The sequence below is a fragment of the Bacillus sp. JNUCC-22 genome (assembly GCF_018861275.1).
Taxonomy (GTDB): Bacteria; Bacillota; Bacilli; order Bacillales; family Bacillaceae; genus Bacillus; species Bacillus velezensis.
The window spans coordinates 736,713-757,356 of record NZ_CP076408.1 but is presented as its reverse complement, the minus strand read 5'-3'; the positions used below and the strand labels follow the sequence as shown (position 1 = coordinate 757,356).

Below are 20,644 nucleotides of genomic sequence, written 5' to 3'. Positions count from 1 at the left end.
TTGTCGGGAAACGAATGCTGTTAAAATCGATATTGAGAGCTGTCGCTGTTGTTATATTATTCGCAGTTGTGAAAATAACTCTCAGCTGGTACGTATTTGTTCCTGCGGTCGGTGCTGTATCCACTGTTGTATCAGCAATCGAAAAACTATCCGTAGCTGCGAGAGTACTGGTTCGCGACAGAGTTCTTGTATGAATTTGCACTGCTCCCCTATATAATCTCACTTCATAAACAAAGTTTGAATTGGCTGCAGTTGTTAACGCGACACTGAGTGCATAATCAAGCTTTACATTCTGCAAAGCATTAACCGGGACTGCCAGCGTAGCAACGGGAACTTCTGTATTTAACGGCGGATAAACAGTGAGCGGCCCGTTGGTTCTTGTGAAGAGCAAGGTTGGTGTACTGCCTGTGGCGCCGGTTGGTCCGGTTGGGCCCGTTACTCCAGTTGGGCCAGTCACCCCGGTTACTCCGGTTGATCCCGTTACTCCTGTTACTCCAGTTACTCCTGTTACTCCTGTTACTCCGGTTGATCCCGTTACTCCAGTTGGGCCAGTCACCCCGGTTACTCCGGTTGATCCCGTTACTCCTGTTACTCCAGTTGGGCCAGTCACCCCGGTTACTCCGGTTGATCCCGTTACTCCTGTTACTCCGGTTGCTCCTGTTACTCCGGTTGAACCAGTTACTCCGGTTGATCCCGTTACTCCCGTTGCTCCTGTTACTCCGGTTGCACCCGTTATTCCCGTTGCTCCCGTTACTCCGGTTGCTCCTGTTACTCCCGTTGCTCCTGTTACTCCGGTTGCTCCAGTTGCTCCAGTCACACCCGTTGCTCCAGTCACACCCGTTGCTCCAGTCACACCCGTTGGACCGGTTGGGCCTGTTACTCCGGTCGATCCGGTTGAGCCTGTTGGACCTGTTACTCCGGTTGCACCCGTTACTCCTGTTACTCCAGTTGCTCCAGTCACACCCGTTGCTCCAGTCACACCCGTTGGACCGGTTGGGCCTGTTACTCCCGTTGCTCCAGTTAGTCCTGTTACACCAGTTGGACCCGTTTCTCCGGTTGAACCTGTTACTCCTGTTGCGCCTGTTGATCCCGTTACTCCTGTGGCTCCTGTTGGACCTGTGATTCCTGTTGGGCCAGTTTCTCCAGTCGCCCCTGTTACTCCTGTTGGACCCGTTTCTCCGGTTGAACCTGTTACTCCTGTTGCGCCAGTCGCTCCGGTTATCCCCGTTGCCCCAGTCACTCCAGTTGCACCTGTTGATCCCGTTACCCCAGTGGCTCCTGTTGGACCCGTGATTCCTGTTGGGCCAGTTTCTCCAGTCGCCCCTGTTACTCCTGTTGGACCCGTTTCTCCGGTTGAACCTGTTACTCCTGTTGCGCCAGTCGCTCCGGTTATCCCCGTTGCCCCAGTCACTCCAGTGGCTCCTGTTGATCCCGTTACTCCTGTGGCTCCAGTCACACCCGTTGAACCGGTTTCTCCTGTTGAGCCAGTAACCCCTGTTGATCCAGTCACGCCGGTTACTCCAGTTGAGCCCGTTGCTCCGGTTTCTCCTGTTGGTCCAGTCACACCGGTTGGGCCCGTCGCGCCTGTTGCTCCGGTTATCCCCGTTGCTCCAGTCACTCCAGTTGCACCGGTTTCTCCCGTTGTCCCAGTTACTCCGGTTGATCCCGTGGTTCCGGTTTCTCCTGTTACACCTGTTGGACCGGTTGGACCGGTTGGACCGGTCGATCCGGTTATTCCAGTTGAACCAGTTACTCCCGTGGCTCCGGTTGGTCCCGTGGCTCCGGTTGGTCCCGTTTCTCCCGTTGAACCTGTTACTCCAGTTGGGCCGGTTGCTCCGGTTGCTCCTGTTACTCCAGTTGAGCCCGTTGCGCCAGTTGCTCCTGTTACTCCAGTTGAGCCCGTTGCGCCAGTCGATCCTGTCGATCCAGTTGGACCTGTTACACCAGTTGAGCCCGTGACCCCAGTTGGGCCGGTTGCTCCGGTTGAACCTGTTGAGCCGGTTGCTCCTGTTATTCCTGTTGACCCTGTTACACCGGTCGCTCCGGTTTCTCCGGTTGACCCAGTCACTCCTGTTGCACCAGTTACTCCAGTAGCTCCAGTATCCCCGGTCGAGCCAGTTGGACCTGTTATACCGGTCGCGCCGGTTATCCCCGTTGCTCCGGTTGGGCCGGTTGCTCCTGTTATCCCCGTTGCTCCAGTTGGGCCGGTTGTTCCCGTACCCCCGGTTATACCAGTTACCCCAGTCGCTCCGGTTGAACCAGTCACTCCCGTTACACCAGTTGACCCTGTTGCTCCGGTTTCTCCCGTTGAGCCAGTCGGTCCGGTTATTCCTGTTGACCCAGTTACACCGGTCGCTCCAGTTACTCCAGTTGAGCCCGTTGCGCCGGTTTCTCCTGTTGAGCCAGTAATCCCTGTTGGTCCAGTCACACCGGTTGGGCCCGTCGCGCCTGTTGCTCCGGTTAACCCCGTTGCTCCAGTCACTCCAGTTGCACCGGTTTCTCCCGTTGTCCCAGTTACTCCGGTTGATCCCGTGGTTCCGGTTTCTCCTGTTACACCTGTTGGGCCGGTTAGACCGGTTGGACCGGTCGATCCGGTTATTCCAGTTGAACCAGTTACTCCCGTGGCTCCTGTTACTCCCGTGGCTCCGGTTGGTCCCGTTTCTCCAGTTGGGCCGGTTTCTCCGGTCGAACCTGTTACACCTGTTGGACCTGTTACTCCAGTCGAGCCGGTTGTTCCTGTTACTCCGGTTGGACCGGTCGCTCCAGTTACCCCCGTTGCCCCAGTTGCTCCGGTTGGGCCAGTCGCTCCGGTTTCTCCTGTCGCCCCTGTTACTCCGGTTGGGCCGGTTTCTCCAGTAGCTCCGGTATCCCCGGTCGAGCCAGTTTCTCCGGTTGCTCCTGTCACTCCCGTTGAACCAGTTGAGCCTGTTGATCCGGTTACACCAGTTACCCCAGTCGATCCTGTTGCTCCGGTTTCTCCTGTTATTCCCGTTGCGCCGGTCGCCCCGGATGCACCCGTTGCGCCGGTTGAGCCGGTTTCTCCCGTTGCTCCAGTCACACCCGTTGGACCGGTTGCGCCAGTCGATCCAGTTGCACCGGTTTCTCCTGTTGAGCCAGTCGCGCCAGTTGGACCCGTTACTCCGGTTGCGCCGGTTGAGCCAGTTGAGCCTGTTTCTCCAGTTGCACCGGTTGAGCCAGTTGGGCCTGTCGATCCCGTTGGACCGGTCTCTCCCGTTGGGCCGATTTCTCCAGTTACCCCCGTTGCCCCTGTTGCGCCGGTTTCTCCAGTCGCCCCTGTTACTCCAGTTGAGCCCGTGGTTCCGGTTGCTCCTGTTGATCCTGTTAAACCTGTTGGCCCTGTTGCGCCGGTTGGACCTGTCGATCCTGTGGCGCCTGTTTCTCCAGTTAATCCCGTCGCACCAGTTGAGCCGGTTACTCCCGTTACCCCAGTCGCTCCTGTCGATCCCGTTACACCAGTTAGACCCGTTACTCCGGTGGGGCCGGTTGCTCCCGTTGAGCCTGTCGGTCCGGTTGAACCAATTGCTCCGGTCGCTCCTGTTGAACCTGTTATTCCGGTTGAGCCGGTTGGACCGGCCTCTCCCGTTGGCCCGGTCGCTCCTGTCGATCCTGTTGCACCGGTTACTCCTGTTGCGCCTGTTGCTCCTGTTATCCCCGTTGCTCCAGTCACACCCGTTGCTCCAGTTGCTCCGGTTTCTCCTGTTACACCTGTTGGGCCGGTTGCCCCAGTAACTCCAGTTGCACCAGTAACTCCAGTTGCACCGGTTTCTCCAGTCGGTCCTGTTGATCCCGTTACTCCCGTTGCCCCAGTTACTCCGGTTGAGCCCGTGGTTCCGGTTTCTCCTGTTGATCCTGTTGCGCCGGTTTCTCCGGTTGAACCTGTTGCTCCCGTTGCTCCAGTTGGTCCTGTTACACCAGTTATTCCCGTTACTCCAGTTGGACCAGTTGCTCCGGTTGAACCTGTTACCCCTGTTGCGCCAGTCGCTCCGGTTATCCCCGTTGACCCAGTCACTCCCGTTACACCGGTTGGGCCGGTTGAGCCTGTCGATCCCGTTGCACCGGTTGAGCCTGTTACTCCTGTTGCTCCGGTTACTCCCGTCGCCCCGGTTGTTCCTGTTGAGCCAGTTTCTCCGGTTGAGCCTGTTGCTCCTGTTGAACCAGTTGGGCCTGTTATTCCTGTTGCTCCGGTTTCTCCCGTTGCTCCGGTTGAGCCGGTTTCTCCTGTTGAGCCAGTCGCTCCGGTTATCCCCGTTGACCCTGTCGCTCCTGTTGAACCGGTTGCACCTGTTACTCCTGTTGGGCCGGTTTCTCCCGTTGAGCCAGTCGGTCCGGTTGAACCAATTGCTCCTGTCGCTCCAGTTGCACCTGTTATCCCGGTTGAGCCCGTGACCCCAGTTGCACCGGTTGAGCCAGTTAGTCCTGTTACACCAGTTATTCCCGTTACACCAGTTGGACCAGTTGCTCCGGTTGCGCCAGTCGCTCCTGTTATCCCCGTTGGCCCAGTTGATCCCGTTACTCCGGTTGCGCCGGTTTCTCCAGTAGCTCCGGTATCCCCGGTCGAGCCAGTTGCTCCGGTTGAACCTGTTATCCCCGTTGCCCCAGTCACTCCAGTTGCACCTGTTGATCCGGTTGCTCCCGTTGAGCCCGTTGAGCCCGTTGAGCCGGTTGGGCCTGTCGATCCTGTTGCACCCGTTTCTCCGGTTGGTCCGGTTGAGCCTGTTGGGCCGATTTCTCCCGTTACACCGGTTGCGCCGGTTTCTCCCGTTGCCCCAGTTTCTCCTGTTGGGCCAGTTTCTCCCATTGCCCCGGTTACTCCTGTTGCTCCAGTTACACCGGTTATTCCTGTTGACCCTGTTACACCAGTCGCTCCGGTTTCTCCGGTTGAACCTGTTGATCCGGTTGGACCGGTTTCTCCCGTTGAGCCGATTTCTCCAGTTACCCCCGTTGCCCCGGTTGGGCCGGTTGATCCTGTTACACCTGTTGCTCCAGTCACTCCGGTTGAGCCAGTCACTCCGGTTGAGCCAGTCGCTCCTGTTATCCCCGTCGCACCGGTTTCTCCTGTCGCTCCCGTGACCCCAGTCGGGCCAGTCACACCAGTTGCTCCGGTTGGGCCGGTTGATCCTGTTACACCGTTTTCTCCGGTTGAACCAGTTGAACCTGTCGACCCTGTTGGCCCGGTTGGACCTGTTATTCCGGTTGCCCCAGTTACACCAGTCGCTCCTGTTACTCCAGTTGGGCCGGTTGGACCGGTTACTCCTGTTGCCCCAGTTACACCAGTCGCTCCTGTTACTCCAGTTGGGCCGGTTGGACCGGTTACTCCTGTTGGACCCGTTACTCCGGTTGAGCCGGTTTCTCCCGTTGAGCCAGTTGAGCCAGTCGCGCCGGTTGAACCTGTTACTCCTGTGGATCCCGTTACTCCTGCTGGGCCGGTTTCTCCCGTTGCCCCAGTTACTCCTGTTGGGCCAGTTACTCCCGTTACTCCGGTTACTCCTCTTGCTCCCGTTGCTCCCGTTGCTCCGGTCGATCCGGTTGGGCCTGTTATTCCTGTTGCTCCGGTTTCTCCGGTCGCCCCAGTTACTCCCGTTGCTCCAGTCACACCCGTTGCACCGGTTGGGCCGGTTGGGCCTGTTACTCCTGTTACTCCAGTTGATCCCGTTGCGCCAGTCGCTCCGGTTGAACCGGTTACACCAGTTGCGCCTGTTGAGCCGGTTGCTCCAGTTACCCCCGTTGATCCTGTTGAGCCCGTTGCACCAGTCGTTCCGGTTACTCCGGTTCCACCTGTTGCGCCTGTTGAGCCGGTTATTCCAGTTATACCAGTTGATCCCGTTGGACCTGTTTCCCCAGTTACACCTGTTGGGCCGGTTGGGCCGGTTTCTCCAGTTATACCTGTCGCCCCAGTTTCCCCTGTTATTCCGGTTGTACCTGTCACTCCCGTTGGTCCAGTCTCCCCCGTTGGACCGGTCGAGCCTGTTATTCCGGTCGCTCCTGTTGTTCCCGTTCTCCCGGTTACACCCGTGACCCCAGTCGATCCTGTCGATCCCGTTACTCCTGCTGGGCCGGTTACTCCCGTCGCACCGGTTTCTCCTGTTGCTCCAGTCACTCCGGTTGAGCCAGTAGCTCCGGTATCCCCGGTCGAGCCAGTTACTCCGGTTGCCCCAGTCACTCCAGTTGCACCTGTTGATCCCGTTACTCCGGTTTCTCCTGTCGATCCTGTTGCTCCTGTTATTCCGGTGGGGCCTGTTGATCCCGTTGCGCCTGTTATTCCTGTTGACCCGCTTACTCCGGTTGCACCTGTTACACCAGTCACTCCTGTTGAACCGGTTTCTCCTGTTACACCCGTTGGACCTGTTCCCCCGGTTGCGCCTGTTTCTCCAGTTAATCCCGTCGCACCAGTTGAGCCGGTTGCGCCTGTCGGTCCGGTTGTTCCCGTTCCCCCGGTTACACCCGTTACCCCAGTCGCTCCTGTCGATCCAGTTGGACCCGTTACTCCGGTGGGGCCTGTTGATCCCGTTGCGCCTCTTATTCCTGTTGACCCGCTTACTCCGGTTGGACCAGTTACACCAGTCGCTCCTGTTGGACCGGTCAAGCCAGTTGTTCCTGTTACTCCAGTCACTCCGGTTGAGCCCGTAGTTCCGGTTGCTCCCGTTGCACCAGTCACTCCGGTCGCTCCTCTTGCTCCAGTCACTCCGGTTGAGCCAGTGGTTCCGGTTGCTCCTCTTGCTCCTGTTACACCAGTCGAGCCGGTAGCTCCAGTTACTCCCGTCGCCCCTGTTACTCCGGTTGAGCCAGTCATTCCAGTCGACCCAGTCGCTCCTCTTGCTCCAGTCACTCCAGTTGAGCCCGTGGTTCCGGTTGCTCCTCTTGCTCCTGTTACACCAGTCGAGCCGGTAGCTCCAGTTACTCCGGTTACTCCGGTCGCTCCTCTTGCTCCGGTCACTCCAGTGGGGCCCGTCACTCCTGTGGGACCTGTAATTCCCGTTACGCCAGGTTCACCCCCGGTTTGCGCCAATGAAACGTCGTCTATTAAAACCGTGCCGGAAGAAACTTTACTTAATACAATGACGGCAGAGGCCGCGCCAGAAGGCACACTGCTTGTTTTATAGATTTCAGACCATGTGTGAAAGAGCACGTTCGGCAAATTTCCGGGTGTAATATTTTCTTGAATGGAACTGATTTGTTCACCTGCTGCGCTGACATAGATGATCTGGAGAGTTACTTGGGGACTTGGCTCATTTCCGAGCGTTGCGAGTGATACGAATAGAGTCACTGACTTGGCTGAAATTGGAACGATTTGACTGAGGTAAGCATATGGCTGAGCTCCAATAAATTGCGCAGAATATCTCCCTGAATGTGCAAACAAACTGTTAATCTGGGTATTTGCCGAACTCCACCCCGCTAATGTGCCGGTTTCAAAGCTTCCGTTTATAATCGGATTATTCATTCAATCTTTTTCCCTCTCCTTCCCGTTGTTGACCGTCTTACTTATTAAGACAGCATATTAATACGGGCTGTGTTTTGACAATCTAAATAAAAAAGGTGATTTCTTTTCATCACCTTAATCCGATCCTTGAATGGGGAATCCCGTCGCAATGAGGGAGCGGTTTGCCGCTGCGACTTGTGTTACGTAATTCGAAGAAAGGACGGATAAATAGAGCTGGTACGCGGCTGTTTCATCCGCCTTCATTTCGTCGATGTACGTAAAAGGAATTCCTATGATTTGTCCGCCTGAAGAAAAGAGGTTCCGCTCTTGTCTCTGTGTTTGTATCGATACGCCATTTCTTTGCAGATCGACAGCTAAGACCAATGAGAAATGAGACGCGAGCGGATCTAATTCCACATTTACTTGTATGACGGCATCCGTTTTCACCAATTGATCTGTCGGCGCGGCTATCACTGCGCTTAACACGTTTATCGGTGTTCCTTCTAACGGAATCATCATCTGGTCTGCTGTATTTTGAAAAGCTACCGCAGGAACCGCTCCCGGCGGCCCCTCAGGCCCCGGGGGACCGGGCGGACCCGCCTCCCCTTGCGGACCGCGGGAGCCGGCGGGTCCTCTTTTGCCTTCGGGACCTCGCAGCCCGGGTACGCACAAGGCAGATCGATTTTCATCTGAAGACGGAAACCGTTTTTCTGTCCCTGTTTCCGGCCTTTCATGTTCACATGGTAATTGTTCATACCGGCGTTTCATATGTCTGCTCATATATTTGTAAGGTTTCTGTTTCAATATCATGTATTGATTACGGCCGCTGCTCATATTATCACCCCGGCCATATTCTATTCGTACTGGAGTCATCATGTGCAGGCCCTTCCCCTTCCTTACAGAAATAAAAAAAAGGCAGACCTGAGTCTGCCTTTTTCTTCTACCATAACCCTAATACTTTCCACCATAATCCGCCGATCACAAGCCATGTCACAATATGGACGATTGACAGGATAAAGCCGATGGACCACCATTTGCTTTGCGATATATAACCCGCTCCGAAAAAGACCGGAGCCGCTCCTGAGCCGTAATGCGTTGTCGAACCGAAAAGGTTGCTGAAAAACGCCAGGCTGAGCGCCGCCAACAGCGGCGGAGCGCCTGCAGCCACGATGACGGCGAGAAATGCCGCATACATGGCGCTGATATGCGCGGTTGCGCTCGCAAAGAAGTAATGCGTGTAATAATACACGACAATCAGAATCATAAATGCCACAATCCATGAAAAACCGGAAACAGAAGATTTCATCATATTGCTGAACCAAGACACCATGCCGAGCTCATTCAGGAAATTCGCCAGCATCACAAGCGCCGCGAACCAAGTCAGCGTATCCCATGCACCTTGTTCCTTTTTGATGTCCTCCCATGTTAATACCTGTGACAAAAGCAAAACGGATAATCCGATCAGGGCCGTCGTCGTTGCGTCAATATTTAAGCTTCCTCCGAAAATCCACAGCGCAAGCACCAATAAAAAGACGATGACCATGGAGAGTTCGGATTTTTTAAACGGACCCATTTCTTTCAATTTTTCCGTTGCGATTTTAGCCGCATCCGGTGTTTCTTTAATTTCCGGCGGATACAGCTTATAAATGACGAGCGGCGTAATGATTAAGCTCGCCAATCCCGGTACAATGGCCGCGATTGCCCAGCTTGTCCATGTGATGTCCACCCCTGCGACATCGTGGGCCAGCTTGGCGATCAGCGGGTTCGCCGCCATTGCCGTCAAAAACATCGCAGACGTAATCAAGTTTCCTTGAAAACCGGTTTTTAATAAGAAAGCGCCGATTTTCCGCTCTGTTCCGTCTGCCGGCGTTGATCCGAAAGTTTCGGATAATGATCTGATAATAGGAAAAATAATGCCGCCCGCCCGTGCCGTGTTGCTCGGAATGGCAGGTGATAAAATTAAATCACTGAAAAGCAGTGAATAAGAAAGGCCGAGTGTTTTCTTCCCGAACCGTTGTACGAATACGTAAGAAATCCTGGCGCCGAGCCCGGTTTTGATGAAACCCCGGGAAATAAAAAAGGCGATGACAATCAGCCAGATTGTCTTGTTTCCAAATCCGCTTAACGTATTTTCAATAGATAGCGTTCCCGTTAACGCGGTGACTGCCAATGCAAAAATTGCAATTGCGCCCATTGGCAAGGGCTTGGAGATAAAGCCGATAATTGTTGCGACAAAAATAGCGAACAAATGCCATGCTTTAGGTTCAAGTCCGGACGGCGCGGGAATAAACCAAATGATTAATCCCACAGCAACAGTAATAAGCAAAGGAATGATTTTTACTGCCTGCTGTTTTTTTGCGTCTTTTTCTGAAGCCATTACAGGTCTCCTCCTATTTTGTTGTCTTCCATCCCCTATCCCATTTTACTACTTAACTAAGTTAATAAACGTTTTTGTTAATTAAAAAACACAAAGGAATATTTTCCTTTGTGTTTCTTGTTTCTTATTTTAATATGCCCGACCCGGCTTTAGATATAACATCTGATTTTACATTTGATGATGAGCCGATGGAACCGTGCAATGACGGTGTCCAGCCGACGGACTGACTTAATCTGTTGGCGGCTGACGCGTTAATGGCGGCGCCGTTTAAAAGAGTGCCGTCTTCATGAAGCGCTTTTCCGCCGCTGAAGACGCTGATGACTTTATCAGCAGCCAGCCCCGGTACTTCAAAGACATTATTCTGGGCATATATTTTTGACGCGTGGCCCGCGCCCCACGCATAGCTGAACGGGTATGCGGCGCTTTTAGAGCCTGCGTAAAAATTATTATAAATATGAACCTGCCCGTACCGGACCCGCGGTGCGCGCTGGACGATGTTCTGGTAATAGTTATGGTGAATGGTCACCTTCAGTTTTCCTTCATCCGACGTCTTACTGTCGCTGTTTCCGATGACGGAGCCTTTGTCATGGTCATGATATTTATTATAGGACAATGTAATATAATTCGCCCCGTTGGCTATATCCGTCTGGCCGTCATGGTGCTGATATTTTCTCCCGTAATAGTAGGGAAAACCGCTGTCGGGATTCGATCCGTCATTAAAGGTGCAATGATCGATCCAGATGTGCGTCGCGCCGTTAATGGTGATATTGTCATATTCCGAGTTCCAGTTGCCGCTGCTGCCGTCCGTCGGGTCCCATTGCGGAAAATAGTCGTAAGCGTCTTGAAATTCAATGTTGCGGATGATGACATTGTCGACGCCGTTCTTAATATTAAAATTCCCGCCTGTCACTTTGGCATTTGAACCCGAGCCGATGATCGTCGTATTTGAAGGAATGTCAACCACGACCCGTGCCTTCTGGTTTTTTTGCGATCGCTGTCTGGCGTTTTCCTGGGTGCCTGACGGCGCTTTTTTTCCCCATTTGTCCGGGTCGTACGCCTTCAGATAGGCGTTCGGATCATATGCCGGATCTTTATAATCATTAAAGCCGAGCGTTTTATTGCGGTCGTCCGTATTCATATTGATTGTGCCTTGTATGTAAATAATCTTCGGTGTGCTGTTGGCGCTTCCCCCTAATGCAGAAACGAGCTGCTGTCTGTTTGATACGGTGTATACATTCGATGAAGAGGCTTTCGCGCCGCCGATTGTCCCGCCGGAAGCGGCTCCCCAGCCGTCATTTGTTCCTAACGTCTGCCGTCCCAGATCAGCGGCATAGACGTCCGCAGGGATCATACATAAACAAACCGCCAGCATAAATAACATTTTTTTCATGAATTGTGCTCCTCCTGTTTCTTTGTTCCAATTTATTACAATCGAATTGTATCAAATCAGTTGAGAAACAGCACCGAAAATGTACAGAATGTGCCTTTCGGTTTTATTGCGGAAACCGCAAAAAAATCCCAAGGGACCGAAAACCCCTTGGGATCTGTTCAGCTTACGCCCATGATTTTACTTTTTCGTTATCCGTGACAAACAGAAGAACTTTTCCTTCATCTAAGCGCTTTTCAAATTGTGATGCTTCCTCTTCCGAAAAGCCGATTTCGTGAATTTTGTTGCGGAGCTCGTCGCCTTTTTTATTAAACATATTGCCGACTGCGTGTTTAATGCCCGTTTCTTTCGCTCCGATGGTATTGACATCAGTATTATCGGCCAGGCGGTCCGTTCTGTCGTCATCATGAGAAAGCACATATACGTCTTCTTTTGCGACACCCAATTGCTGAAGCTCTTTTACGTCCTGCATCAGTTTTTGATCATTTGTATATTCTCTTACTACCGGTTTCATTGATAAGTCCTCCCTTTTGTTTTGTATATTGGATGTTTACCCGATCAATCAAGGATCAAACAAAAGAAAGAGAGTTCAGTGGGAAAACGGGCAGATTGTCGGTGGATATTTTCTGGCGGGACATGTTACAGTAGAAAAAGCAACTTTTATCAGAAAAATAAAAATCTTCATGAGCCGATTAAGCAGGGAGGTGGTTCCTATTCATTACTTTTCACCGGAACAGCGATTTAACGCTTGGGTTGTCAGTGATTTAGTGAAGCAGGTATTCCGCCGGCATACCCGCTGCCCGGATGGAATAAAAGAGCTTACGGCCTTTGCTGAAGATACTTTTCATATTAATATCGATTTCGTTTTCTCTATCATTATCAATATCGGTGATATCGAATCCGTTCTGCCGACAGAAATTGAAAATAGGCTGAATTCTTATCTGACCGCGCTTCAGCCCGTGATTACCGCTGACATGCTTCATTCTTCAAAAACAAATGCCTATGAATATTTGGAACATGAGAAAAACACCGATGTGTACCGGTTATTCTATTAAATATGCATATAAGGAAAGAAGGGCCCTGGCCCTTCTTTTTTTATGGCCGCTGACGGTTTGATTTTGTAATCGGGAAATGGTTCGTGTTACATTTGGAACAACCACTTATCTTGAAGGAGGATTCAGTATGCCGAATCATCAGCAGCAAATTCAATTGGCAAGACGCCCCAAAGGCGTTCCCGCCCATGACGATTTCCGCTTTGAAACGATTGCCGTGCCCGAACCGAAAGACGGCGAAGTGCTTGTGAAAACAAGTTATGTGTCCGTTGATCCGTACATGCGCGGACGGATGCAAGATACAAAATCATATGTAGAGCCGTTCGCTTTAGATGAAGCCATAACAGGCGGAGTGATTGCCGAGGTTCTGACAGACGGCGATAAGCTGAAAAAAGGAGATGTTGTGATCGGAAATCTCGCATGGCAGGAATATTCAGCCGTCAATGAGTCCGCCCTCCGCAAGTTGGATACGGATATCGCACCCGCCCAGGCGTATCTCGGCATTTTAGGGATGACCGGACTGACCGCTTACTTCGGGCTGCTCGATATCGGCCGTCCGAAAAAAGGCGAAACCGTCGTCGTTTCAGGCGCGGCGGGCGCCGTCGGCTCAACAGTCGGACAGATTGCCAAAATCAAAGGCGCGCGGGTTGTCGGCATCGCCGGATCTGATGAAAAAATCGCGTATTTGAAAGAGGAGCTTCAATTTGATGAAGCCATTAATTACAAAACGGCGGATGATATTCAAAAAGCGCTGGAACAGGCATGTCCTGACGGCGTCGATGTCTATTTTGACAATGTCGGCGGACCGATTTCAGATGCGGTGATAAACCTGCTGAATGAATTCGCCCGCATTCCGGTATGCGGAGCGATCTCATCGTACAATACCGAAAGTGAAGAAGAAGACATGGGCCCCCGCGTCCAGCCGAAGCTGATCAAAACAAAAGCGCTGATGCAGGGATTCATCGTCAGTGATTATGCTGACCGCTTTTCCGAAGGTGCGAAACAATTGGCCGAATGGCTTAAGGATGGAAAGCTTCATTATGAAGAAACGATTACGGAAGGATTCAGCCATATTCCTGACGCGTTCCTCGGCCTGTTTAAAGGAGAAAACAAAGGCAAACAGATCATCAAAGTCAGTGATCTAAGTTAACATGATGATAAAAAAAAGGAGGGCTTTGTCCCCTCCTTTTCTGTTTATTTGGGATCAGCCGCGAAGAATCAAAGTAAGAAAGCCGTCTTCATCAGGCTCCGTATCTTCCAAAGTGAATCCCGCTGCTTGAAAGCAGGCTAAACTGATTTGATTGTCTTTTTCGATGTTTGCCGCCCATTCCCGCACGCTACTAACATCAGGGTCAGTCAGCAGTTTTTGCAAGATCTGTTTTCCGTACCCTTGAAGCTGGTACAAAGGATTGACGATCAATCCGATATACGCCGCTCCTCCACAAACTCTATAGAGACCATGCCTGCCGGACACTCCCCGTCATATGCCATAATGACAGTATCGTCTTCATCTTTATTCAATCGTGCATACCACGCGTCTAATGGCAGCATCGCATCCATTCTCCGTCTGATATTATCGTTCTTAAACCAGTGTTCAAGTATTTTCAGCTCACGTTCCTTCAATATTTGAAATCTGTCTATTGAAACCATCTTCCCGCCCCCGCCTGAACCTTTTCTATTATTTTACAACAAAAAAAAACGAAGGGCTTCCCGCCCTCCGTTTCTTATTTCTCAGATAATTTTCCGCCTGAATAAACGGCCTCTTTCAGCTCGATTCCGAGTGATTTGGCCATTTTTTTCAATTTGGATTCTTCCATCGGCGTGACAAGACTGAGTACGGTTCCTTCTTTACCGGCCCGCCCCGTCCGGCCTGATCTGTGAATGTACCCGTCTTCATTCGGGATGTCCGCGTGAATGACGTACGGAAGATCATCGATATCGAGTCCGCGCGCCGCAATGTCAGTGGCCAGAAGCAGCGGAAATTCTCCCCGTTCAAACGCTGATAATATCTTTGCCCGCTCCATTTTTTTCGCTTCTCCATGCAGAATGCCGAGATCCACGTGGTGATAGGCGAGTTTTTCCGCATAGACGCTTAAATTTCCGATATCTCTGACGAACACGAGCGCCTGCATGCCGTTCAGCCGTGACAGCTTTTGCAATAGCTTTACTTTATCCCGCTGATCGCAGACGAGATATTGATGTGTGACGCGCGCTTTTTCCGCCGTATTCCGCTCCACTTTCAAAACGGCCGGTTCGTGCGCGATGGTATTCAGCACTTGTTCTGTTTCCGGCTGCAGCGTAGCGGAAAAGCTTAAAAGCTGTCGGTCTTTCAGCGTCGTTTTAATGATTTTTTTCATCGTTTCGCGGTGTTCCTGTGTCACGAGCTGATCCGCTTCATCAAGAACGATCGTCTTGACTTCATGCATTTTCAGCTTTTTCGCCTGAATCAATTCGAGCACCCTGCCCGGTGTGCCCGCAATGATATGCGGTTTATTTTTGAGCTTCTCCACCTGCTTTTTCACGTTTGCCCCGCCGATCAAAGACAAAGCGCGAAGATCGGAGCCTTTTTTCCAATCCTGAATCACTTGGAAAATCTGCATCACAAGCTCACGGGACGGTGCTAAAATGATCACTTGCGGATGTTTCTGTTCCGGGTTGATCCGCTCCAGAACCGGAAGCGTGTACGCCAATGTTTTTCCCGTTCCCGTCGGGGATTCGGCAATGACGTCTTTCCCGTCCATAATCACCTGAGCGGCTTTTTCCTGAATGACGGTCGGCTCCTGAAAGCCTGAGGCCTCCCAGTTTTCGGCGATAAATGGTTGTGTATGCTGTAAAAATGGCCATGTTTGGGTCATGTCGTTCTCCTCAATTCTTAAAATCTACTCCATAGTATCTCAAATGCACGCGCCAAACGCAATTTTCTTTTTCCTTCCAAGCCTTTTAACAAACGGTCTCCTCCTTTATAATCATAAATGAGAAAGACACATGATAAAAAAAGCGTGTCTGATAACGATAGAGGTGTAATGATGAGTATTTTATCCGTAAAAGAGTTAAGCCACGGCTTCGGTGACCGTGCGCTTTTTAACAATGTATCGTTCCGTCTTTTAAAAGGGGAGCACGTCGGCTTAATCGGAGCAAACGGCGAAGGTAAATCAACGTTTATGAATATTATTACCGGAAAGCTTGAGCCTGATGAGGGTAAAGTTGAATGGGCGAAAAACGTGCGCGTCGGCTACCTCGATCAGCATACCGTGCTTGAAAAAGGAAAAACGATCCGCGACGTGCTGAAAGATGCGTTCCATTACTTATTTGCGATGGAAGAGGAAATGAATGAGATTTACAACAAAATGGGCGAAGCGGACCCTGATGAGCTTCAGCAGCTGCTTGAAGATGTCGGTGTCATTCAAGACGCCCTGACAAACAATGACTTCTACGTGATTGACAGCAAAGTTGAAGAAATCGCCCGCGGCCTCGGCCTGCAGGATGTCGGACTTGACCGCGACGTCACTGATTTAAGCGGCGGACAGCGGACGAAAGTGCTGCTCGCCAAACTGCTTTTGGAAAAACCGGAAATCCTTCTGTTGGACGAACCGACCAACTACCTTGATGAACAGCATATTGAATGGCTGAAACGCTATTTGCAGGAATATGAAAATGCGTTCATCTTGATTTCTCACGACATTCCGTTTTTAAACAGCGTGATCAATTTGATTTATCATGTGGAAAACCAGGAGCTAACGCGTTATGTCGGTGACTACCATCAGTTTATGGAAGTCTACGAAGTGAAAAAACAGCAGCTCGAAGCCGCCTATAAAAAACAGCAGCAGGAAGTGGCTGAACTGAAAGATTTCGTCGCCCGCAACAAAGCGCGGGTCAGCACGAGAAATATGGCGATGTCCCGCCAGAAAAAGCTTGATAAGATGGATATGATCGAACTGGCGGCCGAAAAACCGAAACCGGAATTCCATTTCAAGCCTGCGAGAACGTCAGGCAAGCTCATTTTTGAAACGAAGGACTTAGTCATCGGCTACGATACTCCGCTGTCACGCCCGCTCAATCTCAGAATGGAGCGCGGGCAGAAAGTCGCCCTGTACGGCGCAAACGGCATCGGGAAGACGACGCTGTTAAAAAGCCTGCTCGGTGAAATCCAGCCGCTGGAAGGCACGGTGGAACGGGGCGAGCATCAATACACGGGCTATTTCGAGCAGGAAGTGAAAGAAACCAATAACAATACGTGCATCGAAGAAGTGTGGAGCGAATTTCCTTCCTTTACCCAGTACGAAATCCGCGCCGCCCTCGCCAAATGCGGACTGACGACCAAACACATTGAAAGCCGCGTCTCCGTTCTCAGCGGAGGAGAAAAAGCGAAGGTCAGACTGTGCAAGCTGATCAATTCAGAAACAAACCTGCTCGTGCTTGACGAACCGACAAACCACCTGGATGTCGATGCGAAAGAAGAGCTGAAACGCGCGCTGAAAGAATACAAAGGCTCCATTCTGCTGATTTCCCACGAACCCGAGTTCTACATGGATATCGCGACGGAAACATGGAATTGTGAATCTTGGACGACGAAAGTGCTGTAAACACAAAAAGGAACTCCCGCCCATGCGGAAGTTCCTTTTTTTCTTAATGTCCGGCTTTTATTCCGGCGAGATGTTTGCGTCCCATGAGAAGGACAAGCATGCCGACAAAAACGACGATCCCGCCTACTGTATATGGAGTGCTTGCGGTGAAGTGTTCTGACAGCATTCCCGCAATCCACGGAGCGAGCGCACCGCCGATAAAACGGACTGAGCTGTAGGCTGAAGACGCGATTGAACGTTCAACCGGCGCAGAACCCATCACAGCGGTTGTCATGATCGTATTCACCATACCGAGAACAGCACCGGCGACAACGATACACGTAATGATCAACGTCTGATGGTCAGTCCAGATCCCCATGACGATGAGAATGACCGCAAAGGCGATAAAGAGAACGACGAGCGAACCCACTGTTCCCAGCGCTTTGTGCACGAGCGGCGCCGTAAAGACTGACGTAATTGCCAGCAATAACCCCCAGCCGAAGAAGACGTATCCAAGGCCGTGTTCATCTAAATCCAGCACGAACGGAGAATAAGCAAGCAAAATAAAAAATCCAAAGTTGTATAAGAATGCAGATACTGCCATTGTCAAAAGGCCTTTATATTTGAGTGCCTTCATCGCATCAAACACACCGACGCGTTTCGCCGGTTTCGGCAGCTTCGGCAGCATGAGTGAAATCGCGCAAAGCGCTATGAACATAAGGACAGACACTCCGAAGAACGGAGCGCGCCATGAGATGCTGCCAAGCTCTCCGCCTGCAAGCGGCCCGACAGAAATTCCCAGTCCAAGCGCGGCCTCATACAAAATAATGGCTTTGGCGCTGCCGCCGACAGATACCCCGACAATGACGGCAAGCGCGGTTGAAATAAAGAGAGCATTCCCAAGCCCCCAGCCGCCGCGATAGCCGACAAGCTGAGCGATTGAACTTGAGCTTCCGCCGAGGGCGGCAAACACGATGATAAAAATAAGTCCGAGAAGCAGCGTCCATTTTGCGCCGATCCGGCTTGAAATCGCGCCGGAGAAAAACATCATAAAACCGGTAACGAGCAAATAACTTGTAAATAACAGAGATACTTCACTAGGTGAAGCATGTAATTGTGCGGCGATCGCCGGAAGAATCGGATCGACAAGACCGATTCCCATAAAGGAAATAACACAGGCAAACGCAACCGCCCAAACGGCTTTCGGCTGGCTGAATAAGCCTGTTTTCTGTTGTGATGATGTATCCATTTGACCAGACCTCCTGTTTCATCCATTAAAAGAAACGCTATATCCATAGCGTTTACAGCAAAATCATTCGATTGATTGAATGGCGCGGTCAGCTTTTTCTTTCATTCCGTTAAGGCGCGTTTTAAAATGCTGAAATGTGCTGATCTTCTCATCAATCATCTCAAGCTGGTGGTTCAAAGCGTGCTGAATCTCTTCCAGCTTTTCTTTCCGTTCCTTCGGATCCAGTGACAACAAGTACCCCTCTTTGTTTAATTCCAGCTGACGGCTCATCTCCATAAACTGCTGAAGCTCCTGAAGGGAAAAACCGAGCACTTCTTTTGTGCTGGTTACTTTTTCGAGCTCCTCCATATCATCTTCAGAGTAAAGCCGGACGCCGCCTTCTGTCCGTTTAGGAGCAGGAATCAAACCAATCTCCTCGTAAAAACGAATGGTTCGTTTTGTCAATCCGCTTCGCTTGGCAACTTGATCAATCTTCATCCATTCCAAGGTGAATCCCCCTCTTGTCGTATCTGTTTCTATTATACACCATTTGAACCTTAACGTAAACGTTAACTTTTTATGCTGATAAACTTTGCTTGGACAAAACGTTTGTCTTTAAAGCGCCGGGAGACATCTGTGTAAGATAAAAAAGCCGGAATGACCCGCCATCTTTCTCGGGGGCCGTACCGGCTTTTCTTAATTCTCAAGTTCTTCAATCATCAGTGACAATTCGGTCCAGCGCTCCATCGCCGCTTCAAGCTCTTCAGCCGTTTTTGCCTGTTCGGCCATCAGTTCTTGAATCTTTCCGAAATCACTTCCCGCTTCAGCGATTTCCGCTTCCAGACGCTGATGCTTTTCTTCAAGGCCGGCGATTTTGTCTTCGATGCCGTCCCATTCGATCTGATCCTTATATGAAAGCTTTTTGCGCTTTTTCTTCGGCTCTTCCTCCGCCTTTTTCTCTTCGGCCGGCTGTTTTACCGCCGTCTTCTTCGCTTTTGCGTGTTCCATGTATTCACTGTACGAACCTTGGAAACGGGAAATGACACCGTGTCCTTCAAATACGATCAGGCGGTCAATGACGCGGTCAAGGAAATAGCGGTCATGGGATACGGTGATGACGACGCCCGGGAACTGTTCGATATAATCTTCGAGCACGCTTAATGTTTCCGTGTCCAGATCATTGGTCGGCTCATCTAAAAACAGCACATTCGGTTCCTGCATCAGTACATTCAGCAAGTACAGACGGCGCTTTTCCCCGCCCGACAGCTTTCTGATATATGTCTGCTGCATCGGACGCGGGAACAGAAAACGCTCAAGCATTTGTTCCGCGGTGATGACATCGCCTTCCGCCGTTTTGACGATTTCAGCCGTCTCTTTTATATATTCAATGACTTTCATATCACCGTTCATTTCGCTGTGGTCCTGGGTGTAGTAGCCGATCCGGACCGTCTGCCCGATGGTGATACTGCCGCTGTCAGGCTGAATTCTGCCGGCGAGGCTGTTTAAAAGTGTCGTTTTCCCGATTCCGTTCGGCCCGATGATGCCGATTCGTTCCCCCGGGATGACAAGCTCATTAAACCGGCTGATCAGCGCTTGGCCGTTATAGGTAATGGCGACGTTATCGGCTTCGATCACCTGTTTTCCGAGACGGTGGGAACCGATCGCGAAATCGAGTGATCCGGAGACTGCCGGCCCTTTTTGCTCTTTGAGCGCCTCCGCTCTGTCCACTCTCGCTTTTTGTTTCGTCGAGCGCGCTTTCGCCCCTCTTCTGAGCCACGCCAATTCGCGGCGCAGGAGGTTTTGACGTTTTGTTTCTTTCTGCTCCGCCAGCGCTTCCCGTTCGGCCCGTTTTTCCAGGAATACTTCATAGTTTCCTTTATACGTATAAAGGCTGCCTCTCTCAAGCTCGTAAATTCTGTTCGTCACCCTGTTCAGAAAATATCTGTCGTGCGTGACAAGCATAACGGCGCCCGGATATTGCGATAAGTAGCCTTCCAGCCATTCAATCGTTTCATTGTCCAAGTGGTTTGTCGGTTCATCCAAAATGAGCAGGTCAGCCGGCTGGATGACGTTTTTCGCAATCGCGACGCGCTTTCTCTGGCCGCCGGACAGCTCGCTGACATCCTTCATCAGATCGGTGACGCCAAGTTTGGTTAAAACCGTTTTGGCTAACGTATTCGCCTCCCACGCATCATTCGCGTCCATTCGGGCCTGCGCATCAAGCAGCTGTTTCTGGCGCTGGTCATTTTCCGGTTCTTCATTCAGCGCCTGAAGCGCTTTTTCGTATTCTCTCATCGTTCTCATGACGGCTGATCCGCCGGAATAAATATGCTCAAGTACGGTTTGTCCGGCCGGAAGCTCAGGGTCCTGATGCAAAAACTCAATATGCACGCTTCCTGAAGCCGTAATCTCGCCTTCCTCCGTTGATTCAAGGCCGGAAATGGTTTTCAGAAGCGTAGACTTCCCCGTTCCGTTCGGGCCGATTAAACCGATTCTTTCATTCTCTTCAATATGAAAGGAGATATGGTCGAATAATGTCTTATCTCCGTATGTTTTATAAAGGTTTTCCGCTTTTATGATGCTCATGGTCCCTATCAATC

General features: G+C 51.3%; 12 protein-coding genes and 2 pseudogenes. 4 read left to right on the top strand and 10 right to left on the bottom strand.

Features of this window, described 5'->3' with window-relative positions; genetic code table 11:
• The first annotated feature begins 359 nt into the window (after positions 1-359).
• Positions 360-7,121, top strand: coding sequence for a DUF4573 domain-containing protein (locus JNUCC22_RS19480; protein ID WP_252729757.1), 6,762 nt, complete (start codon positions 360-362; stop codon positions 7,119-7,121).
• On the opposite strand, the pseudogene JNUCC22_RS19475 reads toward JNUCC22_RS19480, so the two are convergent.
• From JNUCC22_RS19475 to JNUCC22_RS03825, 5 genes and pseudogenes are all read right to left on the bottom strand, one after another.
• Positions 7,079-7,459 (bottom strand): annotated as a pseudogene (locus JNUCC22_RS19475) (NTTRR-F1 domain); the annotation flags it as partial. The gene JNUCC22_RS19480 and the pseudogene JNUCC22_RS19475 overlap by 43 nt on opposite strands.
• A gap of 114 nt (positions 7,460-7,573) precedes the next feature.
• Positions 7,574-8,272, bottom strand: a complete 699-nt coding sequence (locus JNUCC22_RS03840) for a hypothetical protein (protein WP_025284405.1) — start codon at positions 8,270-8,272, stop codon at positions 7,574-7,576.
• Positions 8,273-8,378: 106 nt separating this feature from the next.
• Positions 8,379-9,815, bottom strand: coding sequence for an anion permease (locus JNUCC22_RS03835; protein ID WP_007408966.1), 1,437 nt, complete (start codon positions 9,813-9,815; stop codon positions 8,379-8,381).
• A gap of 124 nt (positions 9,816-9,939) precedes the next feature.
• Positions 9,940-11,205 carry a pectate lyase gene (locus tag JNUCC22_RS03830; protein WP_216062141.1) on the bottom strand — a complete coding sequence of 422 codons (1,266 nt, stop codon included), beginning with the start codon at positions 11,203-11,205 and terminating at the stop codon, positions 9,940-9,942.
• Between the two features lie 163 nt (positions 11,206-11,368).
• The gene (locus JNUCC22_RS03825) at positions 11,369-11,716 is read right to left on the bottom strand and encodes a YflT domain-containing protein (protein ID WP_003155650.1); all 348 of its coding nucleotides are present in this window, start codon (positions 11,714-11,716) and stop codon (positions 11,369-11,371) included.
• Between the two features lie 190 nt (positions 11,717-11,906).
• Between JNUCC22_RS03825 and JNUCC22_RS03820 the strand changes: the two genes are divergently transcribed.
• Positions 11,907-12,257 (top strand): DUF3212 family protein, encoded by a 351-nt coding sequence (locus tag JNUCC22_RS03820; RefSeq protein WP_050551736.1) that lies wholly within the window; start codon positions 11,907-11,909, stop codon positions 12,255-12,257.
• Positions 12,258-12,384: 127 nt separating this feature from the next.
• Entirely contained in the window at positions 12,385-13,404 is a 1,020-nt protein-coding gene (locus JNUCC22_RS03815) for an NADP-dependent oxidoreductase (RefSeq protein ID WP_007408963.1), read from the top strand.
• Positions 13,405-13,458: 54 nt separating this feature from the next.
• On the opposite strand, the pseudogene JNUCC22_RS03810 reads toward JNUCC22_RS03815, so the two are convergent.
• Both JNUCC22_RS03810 and JNUCC22_RS03805 read right to left on the bottom strand, forming a co-directional pair.
• Positions 13,459-13,904 (bottom strand): annotated as a pseudogene (locus JNUCC22_RS03810) (N-acetyltransferase family protein).
• Between the two features lie 74 nt (positions 13,905-13,978).
• Positions 13,979-15,109, bottom strand: a complete 1,131-nt coding sequence (locus JNUCC22_RS03805) for a DEAD/DEAH box helicase (protein ID WP_072588885.1) — start codon at positions 15,107-15,109, stop codon at positions 13,979-13,981.
• 171 nt (positions 15,110-15,280) lie between these two features.
• On the opposite strand from JNUCC22_RS03805, the gene JNUCC22_RS03800 reads away from it, so the two are divergent.
• A complete protein-coding gene (locus JNUCC22_RS03800; protein WP_015239364.1) occupies positions 15,281-16,837 on the top strand; it encodes an ABC-F family ATP-binding cassette domain-containing protein in 1,557 nt (518 codons plus the stop codon).
• Between the two features lie 43 nt (positions 16,838-16,880).
• Here the strand turns inward: JNUCC22_RS03800 and JNUCC22_RS03795 are convergent, their stop codons facing one another.
• From JNUCC22_RS03795 to JNUCC22_RS03785, 3 genes are all read right to left on the bottom strand, one after another.
• Positions 16,881-18,065, bottom strand: coding sequence for an MFS transporter (locus tag JNUCC22_RS03795; RefSeq protein WP_007408959.1), 1,185 nt, complete (start codon positions 18,063-18,065; stop codon positions 16,881-16,883).
• 63 nt (positions 18,066-18,128) lie between these two features.
• Entirely contained in the window at positions 18,129-18,551 is a 423-nt protein-coding gene (locus JNUCC22_RS03790; protein ID WP_003155658.1) for a MerR family transcriptional regulator, read from the bottom strand.
• A 189-nt stretch (positions 18,552-18,740) separates the two neighbouring features.
• Positions 18,741-20,630, bottom strand: a complete 1,890-nt coding sequence (locus JNUCC22_RS03785; RefSeq protein WP_039062759.1) for an ABC-F family ATP-binding cassette domain-containing protein — start codon at positions 20,628-20,630, stop codon at positions 18,741-18,743.
• Positions 20,631-20,644: the final 14 nt, after the last annotated feature.

Bases quoted from the DNA above. Each gene is read 5' to 3' on its own strand.
- JNUCC22_RS03825 (WP_003155650.1), bottom strand. From the start codon at position 11,716: ATGAAACCGGTAGTAAGAGAATATACAAATGATCAAAAACTGATGCAG.
- JNUCC22_RS03805 (WP_072588885.1), bottom strand. From the start codon at position 15,109: ATGACCCAAACATGGCCATTTTTACAGCATACACAACCATTTATCGCC.
- JNUCC22_RS03795 (WP_007408959.1), bottom strand. From the start codon at position 18,065: ATGGATACATCATCACAACAGAAAACAGGCTTATTCAGCCAGCCGAAA.
- JNUCC22_RS03815 (WP_007408963.1), top strand. From the start codon at position 12,385: ATGCCGAATCATCAGCAGCAAATTCAATTGGCAAGACGCCCCAAAGGC.
- JNUCC22_RS03830 (WP_216062141.1), bottom strand. From the start codon at position 11,205: ATGAAAAAAATGTTATTTATGCTGGCGGTTTGTTTATGTATGATCCCT.
- JNUCC22_RS03785 (WP_039062759.1), bottom strand. From the start codon at position 20,630: ATGAGCATCATAAAAGCGGAAAACCTTTATAAAACATACGGAGATAAG.
- JNUCC22_RS03800 (WP_015239364.1), top strand. From the start codon at position 15,281: ATGAGTATTTTATCCGTAAAAGAGTTAAGCCACGGCTTCGGTGACCGT.
- JNUCC22_RS03840 (WP_025284405.1), bottom strand. From the start codon at position 8,272: ATGAGCAGCGGCCGTAATCAATACATGATATTGAAACAGAAACCTTAC.
- JNUCC22_RS03835 (WP_007408966.1), bottom strand. From the start codon at position 9,815: ATGGCTTCAGAAAAAGACGCAAAAAAACAGCAGGCAGTAAAAATCATT.